Consider the following 10,140-nt stretch of genomic DNA (forward strand, 5'->3'; position numbering starts at 1 on the left):
CTCTCCGGGCGGGATGTTCAGCGCGGCGCGTCGACCAGCGCGCGCAGCTCGGCCAGCACCGGCGCGGTGTCGGGCCGCACGCCGCGCCAGGCCAGGAAGGCTTCCGCCGCCTGCTCGACCAGCATGCCCAGGCCGTCGCGGCCGGTGGCGCCGTGCTCGGCAGCCCAGGCCAGGAAGCCGCGTGCGCCGGCGCCGTACATCATGTCCAGCGCCAGCGCGCCCGGGCGCAGCACCTCGGCCTGCACCGGCACGCCGGCGCCCGACAGGCTGGAGGCGGTGCCGTTGATGACCACGTCGAAGGCTTCGCCCGGCGCCTCCAGCGGCGCGATCTGCAGCGCCACGCCGTGCTCGCGCGCCAGCGCGGCATGGTGCAGCGCCAGCGCCTCGGCCTTCTGCGCGGTGCGGTTGGCGATGACGATGCCGGCCGGTCGCGCCTCGATCAGCGGTCCCAGCACGCCTGCGGCCGCGCCGCCGGCACCGATCAGCAGCACGCGCCGGCCGGCCAGCGCGACACCGGCGTTCACCGTGATGTCGCGCACCAGGCCGGCGCCGTCGGTGTTGTCGCACCACCAGCCGCCGTCGGCCTCGGCGTCGAATCGCAGGGTGTTGGCGGCCTGCGCCAGCTCGGCGCGCGGCGTGCGGCGCGCCGCCAGCTGCCAGGCCTCGAACTTGAACGGCACGGTGACATTGCAGCCGCGTCCGCCGGCCGCAGCGAAGTCGCGCACCGTTCCGGTGAAGCCGTCCAGCGGCGCGAGCAGGCGCTCGTAGACCAGCGTCTGGCCGGTCAGGGCAGCGAAGCGGGCGTGGATGGCGGGGGAGCGGCTGTGCTCCACCGGGTGGCCGATCACGACATAGCGGTCCATGGCAGCAGGCGGGCGTGAGAGTGACTGGATGAAAAGGGGGGGGGCGCGGGCGCGGGGCGACGCGTCAGCGGCCCTGCGGCGCGTTCTGGTTTTCCTCGACCGTGGCCTGCAGGCCCTGCTCGCGGGTGAAGCGGAAGCGCGAGACGAAGACCAGCCGGTCGAACTGCGCGCGCATCTGCGGCGTGAAGTGGCCATAGGGGCCGGCGCCGCGCACGATCGACTGCGCCTTGCGGTCGAGCAGCCGGTTGCCGGAGGTCTGGATGATCTCGGCCTCGACGACGCGGCCCAGGCTGTCGATCTCCAGCAGCATGCTCAGCTCGCCGTAGAGCTTGACGCCCTTGTCCTCGGGAAAGTTGCGGGTGCCGATGTCCTCGATGCGGCTGCGCAGCGTGTCGTAGTAGATCGCGTGCACGCCCTCGCGCGCCGAGGGGCTGACATAGCGCCGGCGCGGGCGGGCGTTCTCGTCGTTGATGCGCTTCTCGATCTGCGCGAGCTGGTCGAGCAGCTGGCGACGGCGCTCCTCCTCGGCACGCGCGGCCGGCTGGTCCTGCGCCGAGGGCCGGGCCTGATCGGTGGTGGCCAGACGGGCGAGTTCGCGCTTCATCTGCGCCAGCAGCTGCATCTGCTGCAGCTGCATCTGCTCGATCTGACGCTGCGCCTCGTCGAGCGAGTCGCCGGCCTGGTTGGCGGGGGCGGGCGGCAGCGGCGAGGTCGCCCGGCCCTGCTCGGCATCGCCCCCGCCGGCCAGGTTGCGCTGCGCGATCACCTGCGCCTGGGTCGGCGCCTCGGCGGAGCTGGCGTTGACCAGCACCACCTCGAGCGAGGTGTCCTGCAGGATGCGGTCGAAGGCTTCCGGATCGACCACCCGCAGCGTCAGCAGGGCGGCATGCACGCCCAGCGACAGCAGCAGGGCGATCTGGAGATTCGAGAGTTGCTTGAGGCGCTGCATCGGCGGGGCGTGGAGGCGGGGGAGGCGAAAGGGCCGGGCTCAGGCGGCCGGCGCGGCGCCGTCGGTCGCGGCCGGCGTGTCGGCATCGGCCACGTCGATGGCCAGCGCCAGGCCGGTGGCGGCGGCCTCGGCGCCTTCCTCGGCCTCGTCCTCGATCACCGCGTCGTCGTCCGCGCGGGTCGGATCATCCAGGCGGGCGATCACGCTGCCGCCGATCTCCAGCGTCAGCAGGTCCGGCTCGCCCAGGCGCACCCGCACCCGCGCGCCGCGCGGCAGGCCGTCGGCACCGACCGCACGCAGCACCAGCGGCAGCGTGTCGGCGCGCACCAGGCCGTCCTTCATCGCGGCGCAGTCGAGTTCGGTCACGCCGTTCTGCTGCAGCCAGCGCAGCGTCCAGTAGCGCTCGATGCCGTTCTGGAAGCCGTTGTAGGCCGAGTAGGCGGCGTCGAAGCCCGAGATGATCGCGAACAGCGCGGTGTCCTTGGGCTTGAAGTGCGCCGCCAGCGCCGCGGTGCGGCCGTGGCGCGCGCAGGCGATGATCTGCCACTGGTTGACCAGGTCGACATAGCGGCGCAGCGGCGAGGTCGCCCAGGTGTAGTGCGCCACGCCCATGCCGGCGTGCGGCAGCGCCTTGGTCGACATGCGCACCTTCACGCCCGGCGCCATGCTGGCCTGGCTGCGGTAGATGCCCGGCACGCCCAGCTCGGCCAGCCAGCCGCCCCAGGTGTTGTTGGCCAGGATCATCGCCTCGGCGACGATGGTGTCGAGCGGCGCACCGCGGCGACGCTCGCTGATGATCACCGTCTCGCGGCCGTCGGGCGGCGCGCTCGGCGACTGGCCGTCGGCATCCTGCAGGCGGAAGTTGTAGTCGGGCCGGTTGAAGTTCTCCGGCTTGCCGCGCACCACCTCGCGCTGCGCCTTCAGGTGCCGGGCCAGCCGCCAGCCGAAGGCCAGCTCGGGCGCGAAGTCGAAGTCGGCGGGCGCCTCGCCGCTCAGCGCCGCCTCGGTCACGACCGCATCCAGCTTGTCATGGCGCAGGTTGGCGACGATGGGCACGCGCTCGAGCTTCGTCTCGGTGGACTTCAGCTCCAGCGTGGCCTCGTCCATCGTGACGTAGAGCGACACGGCCGGGCAGTCGCGGCCCTCCTGCAGCGTGTAGCTCTGCACCACCTCGTCGGGCAGCATGGTCAGCTTCCAGCCCGGCATGTAGACGGTGGAGAAGCGGTCGCGCGCGACCTTGTCGATGGCCGAGTCCGGCTGGATCGCCAGCGCCGGTGCGGCGATGTGCACGCCGAAGACGATGGTGCCGCTGCCCAGGCCCTGCACCGAGAGCGCGTCGTCGATCTCGGTGGTGGCCGAGTCGTCGATCGAGAAGGCGCGCACGCCCTCGGCCAGAGGCAGCTCGTCGCGGATCTCCGGCGCCACCAGCGAGGCCGGGAAGCCCGCGCCCTTCGGGAACTGCTCGAACAGGAAGCGGCGCCAGTGGAACTGGTAGGGGCTGTCGATGGCGCCCGCGGCCACCAGCAGGTCCAGCGGCGCGCGCTGGGCCTTCTTCGCGGCGTCGACCACCGCCTTGTATTCCGGCGCGTTCTTGTCCGGCTTGAACAGGATCTTGTAGAGCTGCTCGCGCACCGGCTGCGGGCACTGGCCGGCGACCAGCTCGGCCGCCCAGCCCTCGATCTGCGCGGCGAGCTGCGCCTTCTTCTCGATCGCGAGCAGGGCGGCCTTCACGATCTCCTCGGGCGCCTTGCGGAACTGGCCGCGGCCCATGCGGCGGAAATAGTGCGGCGCGCCGAACAGGCGGAACAGCGCCGCGGCCTGGTGGCTCGTGCCGGCGCCGGCATCGAAGTAGTCGCGCGCCAGGTCGGCGAAGCCGAACTCGCCCTCGGGTGCGAATTCCCAGGCCAGATCCAGGTCGATCTCCTCGGCCAGGCGCTGGCCCTCGGCGATCAGCACGGCCGGCGCGGGCTTGTCGAACTTCAGCAGCACATGGGCCGCCTTGACCTTGACGCGCTTGCCCGAGTCCAGCTCGACCTGCATCGAGCTCTCGGCTTCCGACAACACGCGGCCGGCGAGGAACTTCCCGGCGTCTTCGAAGAGGGCATTCATAGGGGCCGGATTGTCGCCGATGGCGAAGGCCCGCGGGCTGTGTGCACGCCCCGGCTGCGCCGGCCCGGAAGCTGCATGTCATCGCCGGTTCACCGTTGTTGCGCAGCATCAGCGACATTTGTTCACGTTCGATGCCTTCCGCCTGATTGGAGCCGCGCCATGTCCTGCCTGCGTCCCGCCCCTGCCCGCCGTTTCCGGCCGACCCTGCTGGCGCTGATGGCCGCCGCCGTGCTGGGCGCCTGCGCCACCGACGACAGCGGCAGCAGCCCGGCGCCGGCGCCCACCTATGCCGCGCTCGAGCTCAACATCGCCCACATCAACGACCATCACTCGCAGCTGGAGGCCTTTCCCGGCACCGAGCTGACGCTCGACGGCGTGGCCACGCAGGTCGAGCTGGGCGGCTTTGCCCGGCTGACGACGCTGTTCAAGGCGCAGCAGCAGGCCGGCACGAAGAACCTGCTGAAGCTGCATGCGGGCGATGCGCTGACCGGCTCGCTGTACTACACCTTCTTCAAGGGCGAGGCCGATGCGAAGATGATGAACACCGTCTGCTTCGACGCGGTCGGCTACGGCAACCACGAGTTCGACGACGGCGACGGCGTGCTCAGGACCTTCGTCGACCAGCTGCTGGGCGGCGGCTGCGACACCACCGTGGTCTCGGCCAATGTGGTGCCGGCGGCCGGCTCGCCGCTGGCGCCGGCCGGCACGCCGGTGCACAAGCCCTACCTGATCAAGACCTATGACGGCGTCAAGGTCGGCATCATCGGCATCGACATCGCCGGCAAGACCACCAACTCCTCGCGTCCGCTGGCGACGACGCAGTTCCTCGACGAGACCGCCACCGCGCAGAAGGCCATCGACGAGCTCAAGGCCCAGGGCGTGCGCCACATCGTGCTGCTGACCCACCAGGGCTACGAGGCCGATCGCAGGATGGCGGCGGCATTGAGCGATGTCGACGTCATCATCGGCGCCGATTCGCACACGCTGCTGGGCGACTTCAGCCGCTTCGGCCTGAGCAGCTCGGGCCCCTATCCGACGGTCGAGAAGAACCGCAGCGGCGAGACGGTCTGCATCGGCCAGGCCTGGGAGTACAGCAAGGCCTTCGGTCTGATGAATGTCCGGTTCGACACCCGCGGCGCGGTGGCGAGCTGCGGCGGCCAGGCCTCGCTGGTCATCGGCGACAGCTTCAAGCGCAAGAACGAGGCCGGCACCTTCGTCACGGTCGACGAGGCGACCCGGACCGCGCTGAACGCCCGGCTGGCCGCCGACGCCGGCATCAAGGTGGCTGCGCCCGATCCGGTGGCCGCCGGCGTGCTGGCCGGCTACACCGCGCAGGTCGATGCGCAGAAGGCCCGCGCCATCGGCACGGCCAGCCAGGCGTTGTGCCTGGTGCGGGTGCCGGGCGAGACCACCAACCGCTCCGGCGGCGTCGCCGGCTGCGAGAGCGCCAACACGCTGGCACGCGGCAGCGATGCGGCACAGGTGGTGGCGGAGGCCTTCCTGCGCGCCAGCAAGCGCGCCGACGTGGCGCTGCAGAACGCCGGGGGCGTGCGCACCGCGATCGCCGCCGGCACGATCACGATGAACACCGCCTTCACCGTGCTGCCCTTCACCAATGTGCTGGTCGAGCTGGAGGTCACCGGCGCGCAGATCGTCGCGGCGCTGGAGGACGGGGTGGCCAACCACCTCGACAGCGCGCAGTCGAACGGCTCGCATCCGTATGCGGCCGGCCTGCGCTGGGCGCTCGACCTGAGCCAGCCCAAGGGCCGCCGCTTCAGCCGGGTCGAGGTGAAGAATCGCAGCACCGGCCGCTGGTCGGCGATCGATCCGGCCCGCAGCTATGTGCTGGTCACCAACGACTTCGTCGCCAGCGGCAAGGACGGCTATGCGACCTTCGCGCCGATCCACGCGGCGGGCCAGTTCGTCAACACCTATCTGCTCTACACCCAGACCTTCGCCGACCATGTCACCGCGCTGGGCACGGTCGCCCGGCCGGCGGCGGCGGACTACTCGCACCAGAAGGTGACGACGAAGGCGGGCGTGGTGCTGCCCTGATCCCGGAGCGGGCGGGGGCCTCAGACCGTCAGCCCGCCCGCCACCTCCAGCACCGCGCCGTTGACATAGCTGGCCTCGTCGCTGGCGAGGAAGGCGTAGACATTGGCGATCTCCTCCGGCCGGCCCAGGCGGCGCAGCGGCACCTCGGCGCGCATCTGGTCCATCACCTTGTCGGGAATGGTCGACAGGATCGGCGTCTCGATGAAGCCGGGTGCCACCGCGTTGACGCGCACGCCCTTGGGGCCGAGCTCGCGGCTCCAGGTCTTGGTGAAGCCGATGACGCCGAACTTGGCCGCGGCATAGTTGGTCTGGCCGAAGTTGCCGTAGAGGCCGACCACCGAGCTGGCGTTCAGGATCACGCCCGCGCCCTGCGCGACCATCGTGTCGGCCACCGCCTGCGCGCAGTGGAAGACGGCGCGCAGGTTGACGTCGATCACCGCGTCGAACTGCTCGATGGTCATCTTCTGCAGCCGCGCGTCGCGGGTGATGCCGGCGTTGTTGACCAGCACGTCGATGCGGCCGAACTGCGCCTTGACGGCGGCGACCATCGCGTCGACCGCTCCGCGGTCGGTGACGTCGACCGCGAATCCCGTCGCCTGCGCGCCGGCCTCGCGGCACTGCGCGACCGCGGCGTCCACCGCCTCGGGCTTCATGTCGCAGACGATGACGATCGCGCCCTCGGCGGCGAACTTCAGCGCGGTGGCCAGGCCGATGCCCTGGGCGGCGCCGGTGATGATCGAGACCTTGTCCTTCAGTCGCATGCGTGTCTTTCGGCAGGGGGGTGGGAATCGTGGGGCAGGCGCAGGAAGCGCAGCATCGCGTCGCGGTGCGCGTCGAAGCTGCTGAGCGCGTGGTCGCCGCCTTCGAGCACATGCAGCTCGGTGGCCGCATGGCGCGCGGCCATCTCGCGCCAGTCCAGCACCTCGTCGCCCTGCGCGACCCAGGTCTGGACGGCGGCGGGCTCGCGCGGCGCGCCGGGGTCGATCGTCTCCAGCTCGGCGATGAATTCCGGGCGGAAGAAGAAGCGCGTCTGCGGATCGTGCCAGGCGGTCTGCTCGCCGATGTACTTCGCCAGGTCGCGCGCCGGATGCACCGCCGGGTTGATCAGCACCGCGCGCCAGCCGCCGTCGCCCGCCAGCGCGGTGGCGTAGAAGCCGCCCAGCGAGCTGCCCATCACCGCGCGCCGGCCGGCCGGCCAGTGGCGGGTGCCCTCGCGCACCAGCGCCATCGCCTCGGCCGGCGAGGGCGGCAGCTGCGGGCACCACCAGGTGAGCCCCGGCTGCGCCGCCGCCCAGGCCGCCATCTTGGCCGCCTTCATCGACTGCGGCGACGAGCGGAAGCCGTGCAGGTAGAGCAGGTGGGTGGTCGAGGGGGGCGCGGCGCCGCTCATGCGCGTCAGGCCTTCTTCGCCGCCAGGGCGTCGAGCAGCTTGGCGTGGATGCCGCCGAAGCCGCCGTTGCTCATGCACAGCACATGGTCGCCGGGGCGCGACAGCCGCACCACCGCGTCGACCAGCTCGGGAATGCTGCCGTAGACCCGCGCCTGCTTGCCCATCGGCGACAGCGCCTCGGCCGCGTCCCAGCCCAGGCCGCCGCTGTGGCAGAAGGACAGGTCGGCCTCCTCCAGCGCCCACGGCAGCTGCGACTTCATCGTGCCGAGCTTCATCGTGTTGGAGCGCGGCTCGAAGACGGCCAGGATGCGTGCCTGGTCGCCGATGCGCCGGCGCAGGCCGTCGACGGTGGTGCGGATCGCCGTCGGATGGTGGGCGAAGTCGTCGTAGACCTTGATGCCGCCGGCCTCGCCGCGCAGCTCCATGCGCCGGCGCACGTTCTCGAAGCGGCCGAGCGCCTCGGCGGCCACCGCCGGCGTCACCCCGACATGCTCGGCCGCGGCGATGGCGGCCAGCGCGTTGAGCTGGTTGTGCTCGCCCAGCAGGCTCCATTCGACGCGACCGACCTTCAGGCTGCCGCGCAGCACGTCGAAGGCATGCGGCTCGCCGCGGGCGCGCAGCGCGCCGGGCTCTTCCTTGCGGGCGCCGAAATGCTGCACCGGGCTCCAGCAGCCGCGCGCCAGCACCCGCTTCAGCGCCTCCTCGCGGATGTTGACCACCAGCCGGCCCTGCGACGGCACGGTGCGCACCAGGTGGTGGAACTGCGTCTCGATGGCGGCCAGGTCCGGGAAGATGTCGGCGTGGTCGTGCTCGAGGTTGTTCAGGATCGCGGTGCGCGGGCGGTAGTGCACGAACTTGCTGCGCTTGTCGAAGAAGGCGGTGTCGTACTCGTCGGCCTCGATGACGAAGGGCGTGCGCTCGCCCGCCGCCCCGAGGCGCCCCAGCCGCGCCGACACGCCGAAGTTCTGCGGCACGCCGCCGACCAGGAAGCCCGGCTGCAGCCCGGCCGCCTCCAGGATCCACGCCAGCATCGAGGTGGTGGTCGTCTTGCCGTGCGTGCCGGCCACCGCCAGCACATGGCGCCCGGCCAGCACGTTCTCGGCCAGCCACTGCGGGCCGCTGACGTAGGGCAGGCCGGCGTCGAGGACGGCCTCCATCAGCGGGTTGCCCCGGCTGACGACATTGCCGACCACGAACAGGTCGGGCTTGAGCGCGAGCTGCTCGGGCGCAAAGCCCTCGATCAGGTCGATGCCGAGCGCGCGCAGCTGGTCGCTCATCGGCGGGTAGACATTGGCGTCACAGCCGGTGACGCGATGACCGGCCTCGCGGGCCAGCGCCGCGACGCCGCCCATGAACGTGCCGCAGATGCCGAGGATGTGGATGTGCATGGACAGCGATTCTAGGATCCGGCTCAAGGTCCGCCGAGCGGAGTCCCCCTAGACTGGCCACCTTCCGGGCCCCGCATCTGCCGGGGCCGCAGCTCGACAGAAATGAAAACCGAGAGGTACCTCTGATGCGCATCGGCATGCTCACCGGCGGCGGCGACTGCCCCGGCTTGAACGCGGTCATCCGCGCCGTCACCAAGTCGCTGATCCGCCAGTGCGGCGCCGAGGTGATCGGCATCGAGGACGGCTTTCTCGGCCTGATCGAGCGCCGGGTGCGCCCGCTGGGCTGGGACGAGGTCAGCGGCATTCTCGCCACCGGCGGCACCATCCTGGGCACCAGCAACACCGCCAGCCCGTTTGCCTGGCGCGGCCGCGACGTCTCGGCCGAGGTCGTGGCCTACCAGCGCGAGCTGGGGCTGGACGCGCTGGTGACCATCGGCGGCGACGGCACGATGACGATGGCCGCGCGGCTCGGCGAGGTCGGCGGCGTGCCGATGGTGGGCGTGCCCAAGACCATCGACAACGACATCGCCGGCTGCGAGCGCAGCTTCGGCTTTGACACCGCGGTGGCGACCGTGACCGAGGCGCTCGAGCGGGTCGAGACCACCGGCCAGAGCCACGGCCGCGTGATGATCGTCGAGACGATGGGGCGCTACGCCGGCTGGATCGCGCTGGAGGCGGGGCTGGCCGGCGCGGCCGACGTGATCCTGCTGCCGGAGATCGACTTCGACCTCGAGCGCGTCGCCGCCGTCTGCCGCGAGCGCCACGCGCGCCGCCGCGCCACGCTGATCTGCATCGCCGAGGGCGCCAGGCCGGTCGGCGGCACGCTGACGGTCGAGCGCACGGTCGCCGGCAGCCCCGATCCGATCCGCCTCGGGGGCGTGGCGCACCTGCTGCGCGAGCAGCTGCAGCCGCGGGTCGAGGCCGAGGTGCGCGCCACCGTGCTCGGCCATGTGCAGCGCGGCGGCAGCCCGACGCCGTTTGACCGCGTGCTGGCGACGCAGTACGGCAACGAGGCCGCGCACCTGCTGCGCCGCGGCCAGTTCGGGCGGATGGTCACGCTCCAGGGCGGTCAGCTCGCCAGCGTGCCGCTGGCCGCGGTCGCCGGCCAGAACCGGTGCGTGCCGCTGGATCATCCGCTGCTGGTGTGCGCGCGGGAGATCGGGGTGTGTCTGGGGGAGGTCGGCTGACGCGCCAGCCCGACCCCTCAGAGACTGCTCAGGTAGGCATTCAGGGTGGCTCTGTTGCACAAAGCGATCGTCCGAGCGCTCGTAGACTGACGCGGTGAGCGAAGCCAAGAAGAAGCGGACGAAGTACCGCACGACGAACTGGAAGGCCTACAACGCGGCGCTGAAGGCGCGGGGAGCGTTGACGATGTGGCTGGACCGG

8 protein-coding genes and 1 pseudogene are annotated in these 10,140 nt (G+C 71.6%); 3 read left to right on the top strand and 6 right to left on the bottom strand.

The genetic code is table 11. The features are described 5' to 3' along the window. Positions 1-17: 17 nt before the first annotated feature. The 3 genes from aroE to NFT33_RS08460 all read right to left on the bottom strand — a co-directional run bounded on the left by aroE (position 18) and on the right by NFT33_RS08460 (position 3,921). The gene (gene aroE / locus NFT33_RS08450) at positions 18-863 is read right to left on the bottom strand and encodes a shikimate dehydrogenase (RefSeq protein WP_251674591.1); all 846 of its coding nucleotides are present in this window, start codon (positions 861-863) and stop codon (positions 18-20) included. 64 nt (positions 864-927) lie between these two features. Then, a complete protein-coding gene (locus NFT33_RS08455) occupies positions 928-1,812 on the bottom strand; it encodes an energy transducer TonB (protein ID WP_149502334.1) in 885 nt (294 codons plus the stop codon). Between the two features lie 39 nt (positions 1,813-1,851). Further along, entirely contained in the window at positions 1,852-3,921 is a 2,070-nt protein-coding gene (locus tag NFT33_RS08460) for an RNB domain-containing ribonuclease (RefSeq protein WP_251674593.1), read from the bottom strand. A 159-nt stretch (positions 3,922-4,080) separates the two neighbouring features. On the opposite strand from NFT33_RS08460, the gene NFT33_RS08465 reads away from it, so the two are divergent. After that, the gene (locus tag NFT33_RS08465) at positions 4,081-5,976 is read left to right on the top strand and encodes a bifunctional metallophosphatase/5'-nucleotidase (RefSeq protein ID WP_251674595.1); all 1,896 of its coding nucleotides are present in this window, start codon (positions 4,081-4,083) and stop codon (positions 5,974-5,976) included. 20 nt (positions 5,977-5,996) lie between these two features. On the opposite strand, the gene fabG is transcribed toward NFT33_RS08465, so the two are convergent. Genes fabG through mpl form a run of 3 tightly spaced genes read right to left on the bottom strand, consistent with a single transcriptional unit; the run spans position 5,997 to position 8,754 of the window. Beyond that, entirely contained in the window at positions 5,997-6,737 is a 741-nt protein-coding gene (gene fabG, locus NFT33_RS08470) for a 3-oxoacyl-ACP reductase FabG (protein ID WP_251674598.1), read from the bottom strand. After that, positions 6,728-7,366 (bottom strand): YqiA/YcfP family alpha/beta fold hydrolase, encoded by a 639-nt coding sequence (locus tag NFT33_RS08475; RefSeq protein ID WP_251674600.1) that lies wholly within the window; start codon positions 7,364-7,366, stop codon positions 6,728-6,730. The genes fabG and NFT33_RS08475 overlap by 10 nt, the downstream gene beginning before the upstream one ends. A 5-nt stretch (positions 7,367-7,371) precedes the next feature. After that, the gene (gene mpl, locus NFT33_RS08480) at positions 7,372-8,754 is read right to left on the bottom strand and encodes a UDP-N-acetylmuramate:L-alanyl-gamma-D-glutamyl-meso-diaminopimelate ligase (RefSeq protein ID WP_251674602.1); all 1,383 of its coding nucleotides are present in this window, start codon (positions 8,752-8,754) and stop codon (positions 7,372-7,374) included. A gap of 125 nt (positions 8,755-8,879) precedes the next feature. Here mpl and NFT33_RS08485 point away from each other — a divergent pair, with 125 nt between their 5' ends. Then, positions 8,880-9,941 (top strand): 6-phosphofructokinase, encoded by a 1,062-nt coding sequence (locus NFT33_RS08485; RefSeq protein ID WP_251674604.1) that lies wholly within the window; start codon positions 8,880-8,882, stop codon positions 9,939-9,941. Between the two features lie 94 nt (positions 9,942-10,035). After that, positions 10,036-10,140, top strand: a pseudogene (locus NFT33_RS08490) (IS5/IS1182 family transposase); the annotation flags it as partial.

Origin of the sequence: Sphaerotilus sp. FB-3 (assembly GCF_023706025.1) — a bacterium.
GTDB classification, from domain to species: domain Bacteria; phylum Pseudomonadota; class Gammaproteobacteria; order Burkholderiales; family Burkholderiaceae_C; genus Sphaerotilus; species Sphaerotilus sulfidivorans.